Here is a 20577-nt window from a genome sequence, read left to right on the forward strand (position 1 = left end):
ATTATATTGTTTATTAGTCGTGTGGGTCGGTGTTTTTTTGGGGGCTTTATTAGCTCTAAAAAAAGCGTTTTTTTATTTTCTGCACAAATCTATCCACAGAAAGAGTGAATAAATGTGGGATAGGTCTCATTTGATTGTTTATAACCTTATAGCAAAGGCGAAGTTATCCAGAATTTGTGTTGAAGGTGGGAAAATATCACGATCTGATCGAAACTTTGTTTACCGATCTCTTCTACTATGAAAAAATCACTATTAATAGATATTTATACTTGAGGTCGTCCAGTGATTGATGGCGATGGATACCGCCCTAATGTAGGGATCGTTATCTGCAATAGCCATGGCCAGGTATTTTGGGCTCGACGATATGGACAACATTCTTGGCAGTTTCCGCAAGGTGGTATTGATGATGGAGAAACTCCGGAACAAGCCATGTACCGTGAATTGTACGAAGAAGTAGGATTAACCAAAAAAGATGTCAGGATAATTGCGTCAAGCCGTCATTGGCTACGTTATAAATTACCTAAACGTTTAGTACGGTGGGATTCGAAACCTGTTTGTATCGGGCAAAAACAAAAGTGGTTTTTGCTGAGCTTGGAATGCGATGAGTCCAAGGTCAATATGCAGCGAGGTGCTACTCCTGAATTTGACGGGTGGCGATGGGTAAGTTACTGGTACCCAGTTCGACAGGTGGTGTCTTTTAAGCGTGATGTTTACCGTCGAGCATTAAAAGAATTTGCGCCTGTCGCTATGCCTTTTAAGGAATGGAAAGAGCGAAAATTCAAGCGTAATAGCAAAAATAAACATATGTAATATAGAGGCAATCGGCAATATAGAAGGATTATAAGGCTTGTTATGCTGACACAGCTTAGAGAGATAGTTGACAAGGTGGTCAGCGCTCAAACCTTGATAGAAGCGCTCGATCAATTAGTGATGAGCACTTGTCAGGCAATGAAAACAGACTGTTGTTCAGTTTATATTGCGAATCATGAGCGTCAGATCTATACCCTGATGGCGACGCAAGGTTTACATAAATCTCATCGTCGAGTGAGTTTGCGTTTTAATCAAGGTCTCGTGGGGCTGGTTGGTCGTAGTGCCGAACCTGTTAATGTTGCCGATGCCCGTATTCACCCTCATTTCAAACATTTGCCAGGGATTGGAGAAGAATCATTCCGATCCTTTTTTGGTACGCCTATTATTCATCAACGCCAAGTCCTTGGTGTGCTGGTTGTTCAGCAGCGCGAGCAGCGTGAATTCGATGAAAGTGAAGAATCTTTTCTTGTCACGCTTGCAGCCCAACTATCAGGTATTTTAGCCCATGCTAAAGCCCAAGGAATGTGGTTTGAACAAGGTAATAAACTGCATTTAACAGGTTCAGCTGCTTCTGCTGGGGTCGCTGTGGCTAAAGCCTGGTGGGATGATACTCAGCCGCTGTTAGAACATGTTGCTCCAACGTCTTGTTTAGATGTGAATTTTGAGCAAGAGCGCTTAACGATAGCCATCGAAGCGGCCAGTGCAGAGTTTCGTCGGTTAAGAAAACGCTTTGATAGTGAACTTCAAAAAGAAACCTTAGCAATTTTCGATCTTTTCAGTCATCTGCTAAATGATCCTATGTTACGTAAGGATCTTAAGGCGCGTATTGCTTGTGGTGATCAGGCCGAGTGGGCTATTCGTCAGGTAGTTGAAGCCTATTCTGCGCGCTTTGCCAATATGAAAGATCAGTATCTTAAAGAGCGCGCACAAGATATTCGTGAGCTTGGTCAACGCTTATTATTCTTCCTTCGCGATGAAGAAGTCGATGAGCAGCAGTGGGATGAGCCTGTAGTATTACTCACGCGTGAGCTAACTGCTGCAATGTTGGCGACTGTGCCGTTAGGTAAGCTTGCCGCAGTTGTTTCTCAAGAAGGGGCTGCAAACTCACATGCAGCTATTTTATCCCGCGCATTAGGTATTCCAGCGATCATGGGGGTCGATTTTGTCCCTCATATGGTGCACAACAATTTGGTTGTAGTGGATGGTTACCGAGGGGATTTTTTAGTTAATCCTAATCGTCATGTGTTGGTTGAATATCGTCGTCTATTACGTGAAGAACAAGAGCTTGCCAAAACTGTTGAAGATGATCTTTATAAGCAGGCTTACACCAAAGATAGTCAGCGGATCATGATCCACCTTAATGCCGGGTTAAGTGCTGATACGAGCATAGCTGTCAATAAAGGTGTTGATGGCGTGGGTTTGTATCGAACTGAAGTGCCTTTTTTATTACAACGCAGTTTTCCTTCAGAAGATGAACAGATCAATCAGTATCGCTCGATATTACAAACCTATCCCGAGCAAACTGTAGTGATGCGCACCTTAGATATCGGCGGTGATAAACCTCTGCCGTATTTAACCATTGAAGAAGATAATCCTTTCTTAGGTTGGCGAGGCATTCGCTTTACTTTAGATCACCCTGAGATTTTCTTGATCCAAGTTAGAGCCATGCTTCGAGCAAGTATTGGGCTGAATAACATGGATATCTTACTGCCTATGATCTCTGGCATTGCTGAACTTGATGAGGCAAAAAGCTTGGTGGAGCGCGCCTATCAGGAAGTCGCCAATGAGTATGATGGGGAGCTTCGTAAGCCACGCTTAGGCATTATGATTGAAGTGCCGTCGATGTTATATCAGCTGCATGCGCTGGCAGATAAAGTCGATTTTATTTCTGTGGGAAGTAACGATTTAACGCAATATCTGCTTGCCGTTGATCGTAATAATTCACGGGTGGCGAGTGTATATGATGCACTGCATCCTGCGGTATTAAACGCGTTAAAACATATCATTGATAGTGCAGAGCGCTACCAACTCCCGGTATGTGTGTGTGGTGAATTGGCAGGTGATCCAATTGGTGCAATTTTATTAGTCGGAATGGGGTATCGATCTTTAAGTATGAATACCCGTAATGTAGCCAAAATAAAATATATATTACGTCATGTTTCAGCAAATGACATGGCACAGCTTGCTGATGATGTGCTTGCTGCACATTTATCTGCAGAAGTAAGGGATAAAACCACCTTATTTGTTGAGCATCATGGGTTGGGTGGATTTATCCGCGCAGGTAAGTAAAACATCTTTTTAATTGGTTACAACTATGTATGAAACAACCCTTTGGCTATTTGGCATGTGTTTGCTACTTGGTTCTGTTGTCGGGTTACTGGCAGGTCTATTAGGTATTGGTGGTGGGCTATTAGTTGTGCCTGCTTTAGTGTGGTTACTACCTAAAGCCGGAATTGCGTCGCATCTTGTGATGCATATTGCACTTGCAACATCTTTAGCCAGCATCGTCATGACCTCAATGGCTTCTGCACGCAATCACTTTAAGCTCGGTAATATTGATTTTTCTGTGGTGAAGTTTTTAGCACCAGGGATCATTGCTGGTGGTCTTAGTGGCAGTGTGGTAGCAGAGGTTATTCCTTCCCATTACCTACCTAAAGTTTTTGCTGTGATTGTATTGTGCTTAGCAATTCAAATGCTGTTATCGATGAAAGTTGCGAATAGTAAGCCCTTACCTAGTCCTGTAATGTGTGCCGCAAGTGGTAGTGTGATTGGTTTGATCTCAAGCCTAGCTGGTATCGGTGGTGGCTCGTTAACGGTGCCATACCTAAGTTATTTTGGGGTTGAAATGCGCCGAGCTATCGGTACTTCATCGCTAGTTGGGCTGTTGATTGCCATTTCTGGCATGATAGGGTTTATCTACGCAGGTGTAGGAAGTGAGGCATTACCTAAATACAGTGTTGGCTATGTCTATTTACCTGCCTTGGTCGGTATTGCTGCAACCTCGATGATAGCTACACGTTATGGTGCAGCGTTAGTCAGCAAACTCCCTACATCGACCTTAAAGCGCTTATTTGCGATATTGCTACTGGTGATCAGTATTAAGATGTTTTTAAGCTAATGAAGGGGACTGCTAAGGCAGAGTACACTGGCTTCTGATAGAATATTCACTAATCTTTTTTCGCGCCTGGCTTTTGCTGGGCGTATTCAATTTACGAGTAGGACTATGAAACAATATTTAGCCTTATGCCAACGCATCGTTGATGAAGGTGTGTGGATTGAAAATGAACGTACAGGTAAGCGTTGTTTAACGGTTATCAATGCAGATCTGACTTATGATGTTGCTAATAATCAGTTTCCGTTGATCACTACTCGTAAAAGTTTCTGGAAAGCTGCAATTGCTGAGCTTCTCGGTTACTTACGCGGTTATGATAATGCGGCACAGTTTCGCGCAATTGGCTGTAATACGTGGAATGCTAACGCCAATGATAACCAAGCATGGTTAAATAATCCTCATCGTAAAGGTGAAGATGACATGGGGCGTGTTTACGGTGTGCAAGGTCGTCGCTGGCAAAAGCCTGACGGTACACCGATTGATCAGCTTAAGAAGATTGTTGATGATCTAACGAAAGGCATTGATGATCGTGGTGAGATCTTGACGTTTTATAACCCAGGTGAGTTTGATATGGGTTGTTTGCGTCCATGTATGCACACTCATACGTTCTCACTACTTGGTGACACGCTTTATTTAACCAGTTACCAGCGTTCATGTGATGTGCCTTTAGGTTTGAATTTCAATCAAGTTCAAGTGTTTACTTTACTTGCATTAATGGCGCAAATCACGGGTCATAAAGCGGGTCAGGCATATCACAAAATTATCAACGCACATATCTATGAAGATCAGCTAGAGCTTATGCGTGATGTGCAGTTAAAGCGTGAACCATTTGCTTCACCACAGCTGAAGATTAACCCTAAGATCAAATCGTTAGAAGATTTAGAAACATGGGTAACATTAGATGATTTTGAAGTGATTGGTTACGAGCACCACGATGCGATTCAATACCCATTCTCAGTATAAGAATGTGTTAGTAACTGATTGATTTTTAGATAACAAAAAGCCCAGCATCTGCTGTTAATGCCGATCGTTTAAGGTACTTGAACGATCCTAAGATTGCGTGATAATCCCTACCAACTTTTGTTGGTAGGGATTTTATATGTTAGTTGATGAGTTAAACCAAGCGCATGAAACGATAGAAAATAGTAGTAACTATGAGTCTGTTGTTAATGCTATTGAGATAGAATGGATTGAACAGGCTCTTCATAATACTAACAAAGCAAGTATTCGGCGTCGCCGATTACCAGCTCAACAAGCCGTATGGCTCGTCATTTGGATGGGTTTACAACGCAACAAGTCTATCAAGGAAGTATGTAGCTCTCTAGACTTGGCACTCCAACCTCAACCTGAGAATAGTTGGTCTAGAGTTGCGCCTAGTGTGCTCACAGACAGTCGACGTCGATTAGATGAAGCTCCCTTAGCTGCGCTTTTTAAGACCGCTATTTCGGCGTGGGAAGCCGATGCACTTCAGCTAAACAGCGTCCTAAACCTCAATGTTCTTGCTGTCGATGGTACGACTTTTCGATGCCCTGACTCAGAAGAAAATGCTGAATCATTTGGCTTCATTTCTAAGAGTTACAAACCTTACCCTCAGCTTCGATTAGTTGGACTGATGGCAGCTGAAACTCGTATGATGCTGGGCGCATCATTTGATGCGTGCAATGTTGGTGAAGTGACATTAGCGCATCGCCTGCTAACTGATGTTCCCGCTAATTCACTAACCTTATTCGACCGTTGCTATTTCTCTGCAGATTTACTGATTAACTGGCAAGAAGCGGCAGTTAATAGTCACTGGCTAACACCAATAAAACGTAAGCTTCGTTATGAAGTCATAGAGGAATACGCTGACAACGACATGCTCATCGAGATGCCAATATCTCCGCAGGCGAGAAAGAAGAACTCTGAGCTGCCTGCCACCTGGCAGGCAAGGCTTGTACTGTACAAAGATCCTGCGGGTGAAATTGAAGGTTTTATTACCTCTTTGGCTGATCCAAATCAGTACCCACTCGAAGAGCTACTGCGCATCTACTGGCAACGCTGGGAGATAGAGGAAGGCTTTGGTGAGATAAAACAAACTCAGTTGCAAAGCGAAGTTACCCTGAGAAGTCGGTTCCCATCTGGAGTAAAACAAGAACTTTGGGGGGTATTGCTAGCATATAACTTAGTGCGACTAGAAATGGTACAGATAGCCGCAGATGCTGATGTGAAGCCGACTCGAGTGAGTTTTACGGCAGCAATTAACCTCATTGACACCCAGCTTAGGTGGTTAGCATTAAGTCCAGATGGAACACTCCCTACCAAACTAAAGCAAATGCGTGAGGCCGTCAGTCACTTTATTCTGCCGGACAAAAGAAAGGACCGAACGTTTCCACGTTCAGTCCTCTTTGTGCCATCCAAGTACCCGTTTAGGTATAAACGATGATGCTTATCCGAACGGCATTACTACCAAACTAAAGCAAATGCGTGAGGCCGTCAGTCACTTTATTCTGCCGGACAAAAGAAAGGACCGAACGTTTCCACGTTCAGTCCTCTTTGTGCCATCCAAGTACCCGTTTAGGTATAAACGATGATGCTTATCCGAACGGCATTAGAACCAATGTTCCGCCTTTTGCTTAATTTCTATTACCAACGCCCACCCAGCGATAAGTAAAATGAGTTCTGTCCACCTTCCGCTAAACCGTAACTGAGGTATACAGGCCCTAAAATAGAATCCACCGCAACATAAACGCTACCCGCAGTGACAGCACTATCCCAAGACACTTCAGAGGATTTATCCCACACTCCGCCGTGCTCTAATGAACCACCAACATAGACAGGCAGTTTAAATGCACCAAAATTGTTATCTAATAAGCGATAGCGATATACCATGCTAGTAAATGCGCTGTAACGACCATTTAATTCATAGCGGTGATAACCGGACAGATTAAACAAGCCCCCTAACGCTTGTGCATAAATCGGTAACATTTCATCAGAATCTGATCCAGCTACTTTAGCTGTCAACGCAACGGTATGGCGTTCATAGCTCAACGGTTTTTTGAACGACAGATCATAAAAGACAGTTTCGCCATCCACTTTGCCACGGTTATGGAATTCACTACGAGTATGGTTATATCCTACTTTTGCATTGGCATATAGACCCGATGATGGGAAGAAGAAATTGTCTAAATCATCGTACGTCATGTTCATATAAGGGCCATGTAAGAAATAGTTTTCTTGCGTATCAGCAGCTTGAACGGAAATTTTACCTTTTTGAACACTATAGCCAAGTTTCACTTCAGCAGACGATTTTAAATTCCAACCCAGCTCTGCAAATCCTTCAACATGGCTATATTCCGCTTCAATATTGAAAAGCTCTGCCGGCCCTTTATCTTGGTTATCAAAAGTAAAGCGAGAGAATTTACGCACTTCATTACTGATCCCACCACCAAATGCGGTAAAGTATTTCTGCTCATAATCTAATGGGAAATAAAACGCAGTATTAAGGTTTTTCCAACTGCCCAAGGTAAACTCAGTTAACCACTCACCGCCTTTATCCGTTAGATCGGTATAAATATACTGTGCCCCAAAAGAGAAATTAGAACGATTAACGAAATCATCTTCAAAGGCAAGAGTGAAGTTCAGATAGCCCGGCCCCCATGATTTCTCATTAATGTCCATATGCAGAACATTTTTGCCATCTTCTTGCTCTATTTGATAGGTAATACGACCATAAATATCTTCACTTTGTAGTCGCTTCACCCCTTGCTCTAATTCTTCATTAGAGATCACGCGTCCCGTTTTAAGCTTTAATTGTGCCAATAAGGTTCTATCAGGTAAGCGCGTATTATTTTTGATTTTTATATCATCGATATAATAAGCCGTAGCAGAAGATAATTGACTGCGACGACTTTGTTTTTCTTTGGTATAAGCTTGATAGTCTTGCTCCGACAATTGATAACGACGTAATTTAGGTAAGGCCAATTCCGCTACTTTTTTCCCTGCCAGATACGCTTTTTTCATTTGATCAAAATCAGCTGCCGTCATGAAGGTGACATCCGGCTGAAGATAAACATCACGCTGATCCATCAATGCTTTTTGAGCATCCGCACTAGCATTGGTCATGAACGTTGTAAGCTGAGCGACAATATTCAACGCACTATTAAGCTCTTTACTTGGCATTAAATTATCGCGTAAATCGACAGCAATAATGACATCAGCCCCAAGCGCTTGTGCAACATTGACCGGCATGTTGTTGACGACACCACCGTCGACCAATAACTTGCCGTCAAGATGAACGGGTTTTAATGCGCCAGGAACAGTCATCGACGCTTGCATCGCTGTCGCTAAATGACCGGAGCTTAGAATGACTGGCGTTACTGAGGCGATATCTGTTGCAACGCTACGATAAGGGATCGCAAGCTGATCGAAAGAAGTGAGTGACGGTAAATTATCAGTGACTTCACGTAAGATTTTGGCAAAACCTTGGCCCTGAAAAGCACCTGGTCTTGATTTAAACTCTCCGTTGAGATCAAGACCAATATCGGTATGCAATTGATATGTATCGCTTTGCTGTTTACGACGTAACGTAAGATCATTTCGTTCAGCACGATCGAGATAACCATCTTGCCATTCCACATTGAACGTACGACGCTTAACTTCTTTGGCCGTTAAGCCCATTGCATACATACCGCCAACATAAGCCCCCATACTGGTACCTGTGACAATATCAACAGGAATACGGTTTTTCTCAAGCACCTCCAGCACACCAATATGTGCTGCGCCTTTGGCTCCACCGCCACTTAACACTAAACCAATACGTTGACGCTCGACATGAGGACGATCGGCGTTATCAGCATAAACACTTAACGACTGAACAGTTAACGTAAAACAAAATAGCGTTTTAATTAATTTATGCTTCAACACACCCATCTTCCCACTATCAATCCTTCGCCAATGTGATGTTTTACACACGTAAACAACGTATAAAGAAAACATTCACAAAAGTTATTAGTACCCTAGATAAGATACACTAACTTCGACTTGTTCCGTTAAATAAATGAAAAAAGAGCGTTATTTCTACGCTCTTTTTTGAAAGTTTATATAAAGTTAAATGCCTTTGGCGACATCGTCGAGAGCTTTTAGTACCTGCTCATTAATATGGCCTTCATGGACTAACTGACACACTTTACGCCGCACCGCGAGTCCCGAAATTAAACGCTCAATCGATAAATGACGTTCATCTTGACGGCTGTTGTAGAGCTCGACCGTTTTACTAAGCGTTTCGTAACTAACTTTCTCACCAGCAACATAAAGCCAATCAAGCTTCTCTAAATACCCCTGACACTCTTCTGTAATTGCAGATGAAGAATGTCCAGTCATCGCCGATAAGGCTGTTATACTGCGTTGTAGCGCCTCTGGAGAGGTATATTTAGATAAGATTATCGTTAATTCATCAGCATTGATTTCTACCAAGTGCTTTCGCAGCTTAATACGACGTCCCAAACGCCCTTTTGGTCGTGCTGGCTTTCGCTGGATCGGCTCAAACTCACCATCAATGATAGCTGACAGTTGCTCTAATTCTTGCTTAGGTAAAATCTCATTACGCAACGGGTTTGGCATGGTTGGTGCCATGGTGCGTTTACCTTCATTGTAAGTTTTTGCACGAGAGAAACGGATCACTTCATCAGCGTCACACTTAATATCAATACGATAATCGGTATAGCGTTTGTCTAGATCCTCGGCACTGATCGTAAGATGATATCCCCATAAATTAACCGCAAAGATACTGTCTGTGACCTTTCCTTCAGCTAATTTCTTCAGTTCACGGATCAAATCAGAAGAAAAGCGACGCCATTCAATATTCCTAGCAAGCTTTTGATTTAACTCACTTAATAGCATCGAGTCATTGACACGACGAGACATACGACTACGGAAAAAAGTATACAATTGGAACACCAATGTATGCTGACGTAAGATCTCTGGCGGAAATAGGAAAAAGTAATCGCGCGTTAGCAGTTCATCAAAAAACGAGGGTTCCCATACTAAAATATACAGGTTCGGCTTGATCCTGATCTCACCATCTTCCCCTTCTTGTGGCGCTTCTTCAGAGGCAGTGATCGTACGAGCAATAAAACGGAAACGATCACTTTTAAATCCTTCCGGCATATTTTCACTTAACCAACGTCCCGTTAATTCGTGTAACTGAAAGTCAGTAAATTCAATACGATCAATACTTTCACGAATTGAATCACGAGCAGGACCGCTGTCTTTCTTACCACGTAACGCCAAAATATCAGTGATATAAACAGGAGTTTTATTCACCATTGAACGCGCTTGGATCTCATAATCCGCAATATGGTGATCGTGATATTGCACCGTCAACGTGAATAAGGCGAAAAGCGTCATCAGATCATCAACAGTCATGATCGACTTAGATGATCGTGTTTCGATGATAGCTTTGGTACCACTGATCGCGACCATTGATTTTTGATAACTTTTTTTGGTTCGTGGCGGAGCTAATGCTTGATCAATGATCCCAGCCCAACTGGTCGGTGAAACTACAATTTGATCCGCTTCATCAGGCATCGTCGGTGGTGTACCTAAGCCATGCTCAGTCAATAAACGACGATTAACGTGATTTTGCGCTAAAGCTTTTGAACGTTTTTGTTTTTCTTTCTCTTTGAACTGATCTGATTGCAAACTGCCTGTGCCGAGTTGAGAGATCAGCAATGCGGGATTGATGAAATGGTGTAGCATGGTTTTACCAGCTAATCCTTCTTCAAACCTCACAGGCTGTTGATTAAATAAACCAACATTTACCGCAGCACGTAAGCGTTGTTGGATCGCAGCACGGGTTAATTGCCCTTCTGTCGCTTCAACAAGTTCAGTTGTTGAAACCAAACCATCTTGGCTTGATAGTCCACGTAACGAAATAATATTGAGTAATTCAATAATACTTTTAGTGACACCTTTAAAGTGTTGATACTGAGGAAGCCAGTCAACCAAGCTTGCTGGGATCGCAAATAAGTGGCCATCTTTGTGTGATCGTGGTGCTTCGATCAATATCTTTTCAATGGGGGTATTGTCACTATTACGGGGTGGTTTCATCTGTCATTGACCGTAGATCCATCATCTTTCCGCAAAGATTAATAGAAAAAGATCAAGAAATAAAGTTTTTTGTTTAAAGATTTTTAATACTGATCTTTATGTTTATTTCTGATCTTATTGATTAAGTGATCTTATGATCTGATTTGAAAACGGTCTTTAACTTATTGTTTTAAAAATGATTGTAAAACACAGTTATGGAACAATGATCAACGTATTATCGGAAACGTGATCATAACAAGCCTGAAAACATGATCATCATAGCGTTGGAAAGATGATCATCATGAATGTGAAACGATGATCATCACAAGTTTGAAAGCATGATCATGAATCTTTCAATGGTTATGTACTGAGTTATCCACAGGGTTCGTTTTTTGAAGATCAATTTTATCGTAGAAAGTGGTCAAATGAGGGTTATTTGGTCTGGAAAGATGATCAAGTGGTTGTATTTGTAGTGCTGATTTATGATGGTTGCTGGTTTTATAACCGATATCATTCTTTGTTGTGATTCGGCTTTGTTGGCATTGAATTGAAAATACACTTATTGATACGGTCATATTACATTGAGTTCTGGGCCTATTATTACGGAAAAATGATCAAGTCGGTGTTGGTGTATTTCAATTTACCGTTATTTTTGTTGTTGAATAATAAATATGCCTATTCTAATGATGAATTTTGTCAGTTAAACCCTTATTGAATCTACATTCTCCGTAAATTATCTCCTATTTATCATGCTTCCGTATTTTCATTCGATTGGACTGAAATTTACTTATTTATCTTGATCATTTTTCCAAGCTCCCTCGATCTTTTGACCCTGTAAATGCAGTGAGCTGATGCGATGCAATTGTCTTGATCATCGTTTCATGATCAAGACAATTTCGACGGAACAATGATCAAGTGTGTTGATGATCAAATTTGCTTTGGTGCGCTTCTATTTCCTTAAAATCGACTAATTTCAGCTAGAGATTTGGTTTTTGTGCTGAAATGGCTATGAAATTAAGCAATTTCATCATATCTTTAATTATGCTGTGTTTTTATCCATTTTTCAGAGGTGTTGAAATTGAAAATACATGCTCCGTAAATTAGCCAATATTTCTCATGCTTCTGGCTAATTCCAATTTACATTGTAAAGAGGTGACGCTGTAACACTTTAAATCTGTCGTGATTTAAAGGTCATTATTCATTAAAAAATGACAACCTATCTGCATTATTTCCTCTAAATATTGTGCTTTTTATATTTTTTTCGCTTTTTGACTTGAGATTGACATCACACTGAATGTTCAGCTTTTTATTGTTGTAATTTATATTTGTTGTACAATGTTAACCAGTCAATCATCATGGCGAAGAGTGATAATGAATAGGGAACAGACGATCCAAAATTTGCTCAATATTGCTGAGCAAACAAAACAAGTACAAGCGGACCGAATTGAGATTGTTTTAGAAGAGCGTCGTGAGGAATTATTCCCACCGATGTCTAAAGCATTGATGGAAACACGTTCAGGTTTAACCCGTCGTAAATTAGATGATGCGATTTCTCGTATGGAAGCAGATGGCCATCAATTTACCAAGAACAATGCAAACCACTACTCTATTACCTTAGAAGAAGCGCATAAATTAATGCAAGCGGCTAAAAAGCCGGCTTTCTATGAGCGTGAAGGTGCAGGGCGTAAACCTTGGGTTGTGAATGTGCAGAACCAAAAAGGTGGTACGGGTAAGTCGATGACTGCGGTTCATCTTGCGGCGTGTTTAGCACTCGATTTAGATAAGCGTTACCGTATTTGTCTTATCGATCTCGATCCACAGGGCTCATTACGCTTGTTTTTGAACCCTTTGATTAGTGTGGGTAAACAAGAAACTATTTACTCAGCCGTAGACGTGATGCTGGATAACGTGCCTGAAGGCGTGCAGATGGATAAAAACTTTGTGATGGATAATGTGGTGATGCCAACCCAATATCCTAACTTAAAAACCATTGCTGCTTTCCCAGAAGATGCGATGTTTAATGCTGATGCATGGCAGGATCTAGCTGTTAATCAAGATCTTGATATCGTTCGATTACTAAAAGAAAAAGTGATTGATCCTATTGCTGATGAATTTGACATCATCATGATTGATACAGGTCCTCACATCGATCCATTAGTGTGGAATGCAATGTATGCATCGAACGCATTGATCATTCCATGTGCGGCTAAGCGTCTCGACTGGGCTTCTACGGTTAACTTTTTCCAGCATTTACCGACGGTTTATGAAATGTTCCCGGAAGAGTGGCACGGGTTAGAATTTATTCGTTTAATGCCAACCATGTTTGAAGACGATAATAAAAAGCAAGTTTCTGTGTTAACGGAAATGAACTATTTATTACGTGATCAAGTGATGATGGCAACAGTACCAAGAAGTCGTGCATTTGAGACTTGTGCTGATACTTACAGCACAGTATTTGATCTAACGGCAGCTGAGTTTGAAGGGGGTAAAAAGACCCTTTCAACCGCTCAAGAAGCTATTCAACGTGTCGGTCTAGAGTTAGAGCGTGTGATGCATAGCCATTGGGCAAATTTTAACGAGGAGTAATAACAGATGGCAATTAAAACGACTGATCTTAATGCTCGTCTGTTTGGTAAAGCTGACAAACGTCGAGCAACCAACGTTACAGAAGCGCAAACAGCAGCACGTGATAAAGCTGCTGTGATTGAATTAGCGGTTGCGGGTGAAGAAACAGTCGCGTTTGAATTAGTAAAAATTAATGCTGATGATGTTAGTACGAAGACGACCGTTTTTGCAGAAAATGCGCGTGAGCAGGCATTTTTAAACGAGCATGCACTGGCTGATATTTTATCGACGTTAAAAGATCGCGGACAGCAGTATCCGGCGGTAGGTCGTTGGTTAGACGACGGTCGAATTGAAGTGCTTGACGGTAGTCGTCGTCGCATGTCGTGTATTTTAGCCCATAAAGATTTTCTTATTTATGTGGCGAAAGGCATTAATAGCGAACATGCTAAGTTTCTTTCTGATGTTGCTAACGCCCATAAACCACTGAGTTTGTATGAGCGTGGTAAAGAGATGCAGCACTTACTTGATAGTGGCAAAGTGGCTGATCAAAAAGAATTAGCACGTTACTGTCAATGTAGTGAAGCGTTAGTGAGTGGTGCATTAAAAGCGGCAAGTTTACCAATGGAATTGTTGATGGCATACCCAAGTGTTGGGGAATTAGGCCGCCCAACAATTGTCAAACTTCACCGTGTGTTCTTTGGTTTAGCACCTGAGCAGCAAAAGCAAATGATCCAGGAGTTAAGCTCGGATAAAACGGCATTATGGAAAACCATTAATGCACAAGGGATCAGCCGTATTACTCGTGAAGTAACGGTAAAACTTGAAGAGATGGGGGATGCATTACAACCCAAAGCGGTCGTAGAGAAGCCATCATCACAAGAGTTGATCAAGGGCAAAGTGAGCTACACCCGCGATGGTGACAAGCTTCAACTGCGCTTGAAAAAAATGAGTGATCGCCAAGTTAGCGACATTCTTGCTTATTTAAATGATTACTTAAAATAAGCCGTTTAAAAAACCACGCAAATGAGCGTGGTTTTTTTTACCTTGTAATTTCCTTTCGCATGTTATGATCGAAGCCAATCTGTGTTGCTTGGATCACTTTATGTTGTCTTCACTTCCTCCTTTTATTTCTCAGTTACGTGATAATTCTGTTCAATGCCATTGTCGACGATTAGTGATCGTCGAGGGGGCGTTAGATTGGTCAACAGAGATCGCTATGGCGTTTTCTCAACACTATCCAAGCACATTATGGGCCGGAGAATCAGCACCAATTGCTTTGCCGTCATGCCGTTTTAAAAATGCCAAGCAGTGGTTAGGGCAAGAGTCTGATTGTTTAATTATTAATGCTCATGATGGTATAGATGCCAATGTACTCGGTGCGCTTTCCGGCACGATCCGTGGTGGTGGAGTGATGTTATTACTGCTACCTACAGCATGGTCTGAGATGCAATCATGTCTACCGTTTACGCGACATATTGCGGCTGTTTCTGCGATGGAAGAGGTGATCACCTTAACTGAAAATACAGCAATACCACCATTGATTTTCCCTTCGATAGCTGAGCGTTCCGTAAGTGACTATGTATCGACAGCACCTAGATATTGTTTAACGACACAGCAGGAATTGGCAGTTGAGGCTATTTTAAAAGTCAGTACTGGTCATCGTAAACGACCATTAGTGTTATCAGCAGATAGAGGCCGAGGAAAATCTTCTGCATTAGGTATTGCTGCTGCTGAGTTAATGGGATCGCGCAAAATAAAAATTGCCGTTACAGCCCCGTCTTTTGCTTGTGCTTCGACGCTCTTTTCACATGCTACCCAACGACTAGTCGCACCTGATTGTTCTCATCCTCATCGTATTATTTGCCAGGGTAGTGAATTGACTTTTGTCGCTGCTGATATGATTTGTCAAACAGCACGAGACTTCGATCTTATCTTAGTGGATGAAGCGGCAGCTATTGCGGCAGATACATTATCTCAATTGCTTGATGTCCATAATCGTCTTGTTTTTGCCACGACAATTCACGGGTATGAAGGTACGGGGCGAGGTTTTGAAATTAAATTCAAACAAGCACTCAATCAGAAAATGCCGCAATGGCGTGGGCTGCACCTTGATCAACCTATTCGTTGGGCTGCCAACGATCCCCTTGAAGCTTGGGTATTTAAGGCATTATTGCTTGATGCCGAACATTCAATGCTGTCCGTTTTTTCTAAAGGGGAGACTCAATACGGTTTGCTCGACAAATCGGAGTTGTTGCGAACGCCTGATTTATTGTCTCAGCTGGTTGGTTTACTGATCAACGCTCATTATCAAACATCACCGAATGATGTTCAGCAATTGCTAAATGATGATAGTCAGCAAGTCATTGTTGCTCGTGTTGGTAGTGAGATCATTGGCTGTTGTTTATTGGTCAAAGAAGGTGGTTTTGATGAAGCACTTGCAACGGATGTTGTGCAAGGTAAACGTCGTCCCAAAGGGCATTTACTGGCACAATCGGTTGCCGCTCATTTAGGATTTAAAACGGCAGCAATGCAACGTTGTTATCGTATTTTACGTATTGCAGTTTTACCAACGTTGCAACAACAAGGGATTGGAAAGCAATTAATTGAGGCCGCAGAGCAATTAGCGAAAGCTCAAGCAATGGATTATATCGGAACCAGTTTTGGTTCGACGCCTGAGTTAGTCTCGTTTTGGACTCAATCTCAGTTTGAGCCGATTCGATTAGGTATTACTAAAGACAGTGCTAGTGGTCATCATTCTTTGTTAATGGTCAAAGCCATTAATCCTGGTTGTCACTCATTGTGGTTGGATGATGCAAAGCAATTGTTTTCTGCGACATTTAGCGCACAACGAGTCGAGCAGTTTTCTGAACTATCACCGTTACTGTTTCTTTTATTATATCGTCACAGTGCCCAACGTTCTGTTTCTTACTTTTTATCTCCGTCATTAATTACGATGCAATTGGCTGGTTTTGCTCATGGCAGTTTCGGTTATGATACGGTCGTCGCGAGTTTAGAAATGAAGTTGAGTATGTTTATTTTGAATAATAAGGAAAGTTATTCTGACGAATTATTGCTGGCTGTCGCAAAAGTATTACAAAAACAATCTTGGTCTGATGTGGTGAACCGGTTTAATTTTACTGGTAAAAAGCAGGCTGAAGCGGCATTACGGACATTTGTAGGTAACTATCTTGTATTGGATAGCGATAGTAATGTTTAACTATCATCTTAGAAGAAGACTGTTTACAGTGTAAATTGGTTTACTTTTTTATTTACAGTGTAAATTCATGAATGACTTTACACTGTAAATCTTGCCATTAGCATTTCTGCTCACTGCTCACTGCTCACTGCTCACTGCTCACTGCTCACTGCTCACTGCTCACTGCTCAATACTCAATACTCAATACTCAATACTCAATACTCAATACTCAATACTCAATACTCAATACTCAATACTCGAGGAAGGCGTTTGTATATATTGTTTTAAGCGCTTAATAAATTTGCTCTTATTATTAGTATGCAACTGTTTGTATATTGGTTTGTTTGTGGGGGAAAATGCTTAACTGTATTTACACTGTAAATTAAGATGAGTAAAAGTCTTTACAGAATCGATTAAATTTGAGCTGGTAAGTTTACAGTGTAAATTGATATTACGTTTAGCGTTTGAGGGAAAGGATTCATATGCTTGGGGTTATAGTCATTGATTAGCTGGAGAAGTGATTGTTGTTGACGCTATTTCAATAATTAATAATTATGAATGGGATGGTAAAACACTTAGTAGTTAGGTTTGTACGGTGCTGCGTATAGCTTTTTCGAAATGTCCTCATTCACTTGTTATACGCAGTTTAGTAAAGTCGAATGGTGGAGCAGGTCGATGATGAATGTTTTAATATTAGTAAGTTTTTACGTATAAAAAAACCAGCAATCGTGCTGGTTTTATTTTTTGATTTACAGTGTAAATACTATACCTTTTCAAGTTGAGTGTATTTTTCTGTAATAAATCCTTGATATCCGCTGACAAATAAATCTGATAGGCGTTCTAACTGTGTTTCTGTTTCTACGCGAGTTGCAATCGCTTTTATGTCCAAGCTATGTGCAGTTCGGCAGATAGAGGAAAGAACGGCTGATTTAGTTTGGTCATTTAACTGATAGGTATAAGCGTAATCAATTTTAACGTAGTCAGGATTGATTTCTTTTAAATAATTAAGAGATTGGAAATGACGACCATAATTATCGATACCCACACCAAAACGGTGACGTTTTATCATACTGCATAAAATGCTGGTTGCATCAGTATTTCGAATACAACTGATTTCCTGTAATTCAAAAAACAAACGAGAGGCAACCTGAGTATTGTTCGCTAATAGTTTGTCTAACCAACGAATAAAACTGGGATCTGTAATACTGCTATTTGTTACGTTAATCGCAAATGGGCCAATGGTTCTGTCTGCGTTTAAGCGGTTGATTATGGTAACAATAACATGTCGGTCAAACCAACTACCAATTTTAAGATCTTCAATGGCACCAAGAAATTGTCCAGCAGAATAGAAGTCTTTATTTTTCTGAATACCAGTAAAGACTTCATAATGATAAATACTACGATTTTCTAGAGTTGCAGGCTGAAATTTATATTGGAATAAATCTTCATTAATGGCTTGTTCTAGCAGTTGTTTCCACTGTTGTTTACCTAGAGTATCGTGGCTGGTTGGATCTTTTATTAATGCAATGGATTCATGAGGTGTAAGTTTTGCCTGAGTGAGTGCATTATCAAGTTGTGTAAGTAACTGACTAGGGGTTAAACGTGCTTCGTTATAAACCAAACCAATATCGGTTGTTGTTGCGCTATCAATGTCTGAATTACGTTCAACATCAGTAAAGATTTTTAAAACCATCTTGCCCAATAACGCTAGCTTTTCAGAAGAAAGGTTAGGGATCAAAATGGCAAATTCATCACGTGATAGGCGAGAGATTGTGGCGTCATTGTAGGTGATTACATCATTTAAGCGTGATGCAATTTGTTTAATTAATTTGTCACCGGCTTGATAACCTTTATGTTCATAATAATCACTGATCAGCGTTGTTTGAATGAGTGCTAAACCTCCTTTATGTGATTCATCAAGCCAAGAGCTGATTTGATGAATAAAAAAACTTCGATTACCTAATCCAGATATTGGATCTAAATAAGCTTGTTCGCGAAGTTTAACCGCTTCATTTGCTTGGTTTTTAAAATTCATATCTAACTGATAAGTCAGCTTGTTAAACGCGCGCACAATGGCTTTAATATCTGACTCTTCAGGTAATGACAATGGGGCTTGATTCAGATTATCAATGTTTCGAGCACGTGTGGTTAAGCGTTGCAATGAAGCAAAATGTTTTTTACTTATCAAATAGATAAAACCGCCACCAGCGAGCATTAAAATAAAATGATAAATAAGCGTGTCACTAAAGAGTTGCCAGTATTTTGTATAAGCCCAACGAGGTGAAGCACTGACTTCAACAATACCCACATCATAGTTATTGTTATTAACGGTACGTTTTTCAATATGTTCTGGGATAGTAAAAAATGATTGAAACCATTGCGGAACATTATTGATACTACGATCATGATCTATGCGCATCAGTGGTGTCGAATCTGCAAATAATAATGCGCTATGATTGTAATGCTGTACTGGAAAAAGATAATTTAAAACTTCAACCAGTTCACTTTCTTGACGGCGAGTAATTATTTGATTATCAAGTATTGATAATTTTTGGGGCAATGTATCTAAAGCTCGATTTATATCTTCACTTGTTCTGGAAATATGCTGATCGCTGACTGCATTATAACCCGTATATAATTGCGAACCTGCTGAGATTGCAAGTACAGAGCACATTAGTGTGGTAATACTTATTATTTGTCGTTTAAAGAGTGTCATAGTCTGAGCACCAAGGTAGAGTACTAGCCCAACATAAATGCAAGAAGAAATAGATTCTTATGCTGACTAAATCATAATTATTGTTAAGTCTAATTTATCAAATCTCTTTAAATGCCACTGTACTCTTTGTCATTTATTGTTGAAATTCGATAGATGAGTCTATTTCTTTTTGCAAATAAGCCCTATATTCATAAGAAAATAGTGTTTGCTTCCAAAAGGGCATGACTAAGATATTAAGCAATAAAAAACTTATACTTCTGGAGATTAAAATGGAATTAGCTGATATCCGTAGAGAGTATGTAAAAGGGGGCTTACGTCGTGATGATTTACCTGCCGATCCTTTTGTGCTATTTGAAGCATGGTTAAAGCAAGCGGTAGATGCTCAATTGCCTGATCCAACAGCGATGACAGTTGCGACAGTTGATGAGCATGGTCAGCCATTTCAACGTATTGTTTTATTGAAGCACTTTGATGAAAACGGTTTTGTTTTCTATACCAATTTAGGTAGTCGAAAAGCGCAACAACTCAAAGAAAATAATAAAATTAGCTTACATTTTCCATGGCATATGATTGAGCGTCAGGTTCATATTACAGGTGTTGTCGAGCCATTATCAAAACGTGAAGTGCTAACGTATTTCTCTTCTCGTCCGAAAGAGAGCCAAATCGCAGCTTGGGCGAGTAAACAAAGCCAGCGTTTAACTGCACGCCAAGCTCTTGAAGGTAAATTCTTTGAATTAAAACAGAAGTTTTTAGCAGGAGAAGTGCCACTACCGACATTTTGGGGGGGGTTTAGAGTGAAAGTTAATTCGATTGAATTTTGGCAAGGTGGTGAGCATCGATTACATGATCGTTTTCTATATCATGATAAAACTGAGCAATGGGAAATTGATCGTTTAGCGCCATAAAAATAAAAAGAGCAGATTTAAAGTCTGCTCTTTTTATTTGCTGCTTAATCTTTTAAGACAATAGAAAGTTGTGTTTTTAACATGCTTTCAGGAATATTCGAGCCATACCCAAACTCTAATGCTAAATCCAAAAGTTCACCTTTAGAATTTGCATTAAACTTTTCACGTAAACGTAAAACATAATTTTCTATTGTTTTTACTGCTACTC

At 40.6% G+C, this 20577-nt stretch carries 13 protein-coding genes; 9 read left to right on the forward strand and 4 right to left on the reverse strand.

What is annotated here, in order from left to right:
* Positions 1–282 precede the first annotated feature (282 nt).
* The 5 genes from rppH to E5A76_RS01585 all read left to right on the forward strand — a co-directional run bounded on the left by rppH (position 283) and on the right by E5A76_RS01585 (position 6344).
* Positions 283–810 (forward strand): RNA pyrophosphohydrolase, encoded by a 528-nt coding sequence (gene rppH, locus E5A76_RS01565; RefSeq protein ID WP_008988445.1) that lies wholly within the window; start codon positions 283–285, stop codon positions 808–810.
* 42 nt (positions 811–852) lie between these two features.
* Complete coding sequence (gene ptsP / locus E5A76_RS01570) at positions 853–3099, forward strand: phosphoenolpyruvate--protein phosphotransferase (protein WP_008988444.1); 2247 nt, start codon at positions 853–855, stop codon at positions 3097–3099.
* A gap of 25 nt (positions 3100–3124) precedes the next feature.
* The gene (locus E5A76_RS01575; RefSeq protein ID WP_161117907.1) at positions 3125–3928 is read left to right on the forward strand and encodes a sulfite exporter TauE/SafE family protein; all 804 of its coding nucleotides are present in this window, start codon (positions 3125–3127) and stop codon (positions 3926–3928) included.
* A gap of 105 nt (positions 3929–4033) precedes the next feature.
* On the forward strand, positions 4034–4885 hold the full coding sequence (locus tag E5A76_RS01580; RefSeq protein ID WP_053987925.1) for a thymidylate synthase: 852 nt from the start codon (positions 4034–4036) through the stop codon (positions 4883–4885).
* A 136-nt stretch (positions 4886–5021) separates the two neighbouring features.
* A complete protein-coding gene (locus E5A76_RS01585; protein WP_161117908.1) occupies positions 5022–6344 on the forward strand; it encodes an IS4 family transposase in 1323 nt (440 codons plus the stop codon).
* Positions 6345–6544: 200 nt separating this feature from the next.
* On the opposite strand, the gene E5A76_RS01595 is transcribed toward E5A76_RS01585, so the two are convergent.
* Complete coding sequence (locus E5A76_RS01595; protein ID WP_161117909.1) at positions 6545–8830, reverse strand: patatin-like phospholipase family protein; 2286 nt, start codon at positions 8828–8830, stop codon at positions 6545–6547.
* A 177-nt stretch (positions 8831–9007) separates the two neighbouring features.
* Complete coding sequence (locus tag E5A76_RS01600; protein WP_161117910.1) at positions 9008–11008, reverse strand: replication initiator protein RctB domain-containing protein; 2001 nt, start codon at positions 11006–11008, stop codon at positions 9008–9010.
* A 1350-nt stretch (positions 11009–12358) separates the two neighbouring features.
* On the opposite strand from E5A76_RS01600, the gene E5A76_RS01605 reads away from it, so the two are divergent.
* The 3 genes from E5A76_RS01605 to E5A76_RS01615 all read left to right on the forward strand — a co-directional run bounded on the left by E5A76_RS01605 (position 12359) and on the right by E5A76_RS01615 (position 16769).
* Positions 12359–13573: an AAA family ATPase gene (locus tag E5A76_RS01605; RefSeq protein WP_161117911.1), complete on the forward strand. Its 1215-nt coding sequence runs from the start codon at positions 12359–12361 to the stop codon at positions 13571–13573.
* Between the two features lie 6 nt (positions 13574–13579).
* Complete coding sequence (locus E5A76_RS01610; protein ID WP_053986396.1) at positions 13580–14554, forward strand: ParB/RepB/Spo0J family partition protein; 975 nt, start codon at positions 13580–13582, stop codon at positions 14552–14554.
* A gap of 100 nt (positions 14555–14654) precedes the next feature.
* Positions 14655–16769 (forward strand): tRNA(Met) cytidine acetyltransferase TmcA, encoded by a 2115-nt coding sequence (locus tag E5A76_RS01615; RefSeq protein WP_161117912.1) that lies wholly within the window; start codon positions 14655–14657, stop codon positions 16767–16769.
* A 742-nt stretch (positions 16770–17511) separates the two neighbouring features.
* On the opposite strand, the gene E5A76_RS01620 is transcribed toward E5A76_RS01615, so the two are convergent.
* A complete protein-coding gene (locus E5A76_RS01620; RefSeq protein WP_237459158.1) occupies positions 17512–19464 on the reverse strand; it encodes a bifunctional diguanylate cyclase/phosphodiesterase in 1953 nt (650 codons plus the stop codon).
* Between the two features lie 269 nt (positions 19465–19733).
* Here E5A76_RS01620 and pdxH point away from each other — a divergent pair, with 269 nt between their 5' ends.
* Complete coding sequence (gene pdxH / locus E5A76_RS01625; protein ID WP_053987782.1) at positions 19734–20369, forward strand: pyridoxamine 5'-phosphate oxidase; 636 nt, start codon at positions 19734–19736, stop codon at positions 20367–20369.
* A gap of 44 nt (positions 20370–20413) precedes the next feature.
* On the opposite strand, the gene E5A76_RS20555 is transcribed toward pdxH, so the two are convergent.
* Positions 20414–20577 (reverse strand): helix-turn-helix transcriptional regulator (locus E5A76_RS20555; protein ID WP_392397292.1); only part of this gene is annotated, 164 nt, incomplete at its 5' end.

The organism is Photobacterium lucens (assembly GCF_009873615.1).
In the GTDB taxonomy this organism is placed as follows: domain Bacteria; phylum Pseudomonadota; class Gammaproteobacteria; order Enterobacterales; family Vibrionaceae; genus Photobacterium; species Photobacterium lucens.